Genomic DNA, 234 nt, shown 5'->3' with positions numbered 1-234 from the left:
CCGGGAGCCAGCGCGCTGTCGATCTGCACGAGGTAGCGGTCGTCCTGCATCGAAAGCCACGTCGAGTGGCGCATGCAGAACCCCCAGTCGCGGGCGTAGTACCCAGTGCGATATGGAATTGGGTTCGGCTGGTCCGGCAAGGTATGCGCATGTGCGGCCAGTTCTTCCCGGGAAATCTCCTTCTCTACCGGTGCGCTGTAGCCGACAACGTGGAGATTGCTCTCGGCGAAATCG

Annotated in this window: 1 protein-coding gene; it reads right to left on the bottom strand. The window is 62.0% G+C overall.

Annotation, left to right across the window (positions count from 1 at the left end; genetic code table 11):
• On the bottom strand, window positions 1-234 hold a 234-nt coding region (locus ACPYOM_RS24055), incomplete at both ends, for a DUF2172 domain-containing protein (RefSeq protein WP_481347910.1).

The organism is Monashia sp. HAY1-2A (genome assembly GCF_056755315.1).
This window is presented reverse-complemented; position numbering and strand designations above follow the sequence as displayed.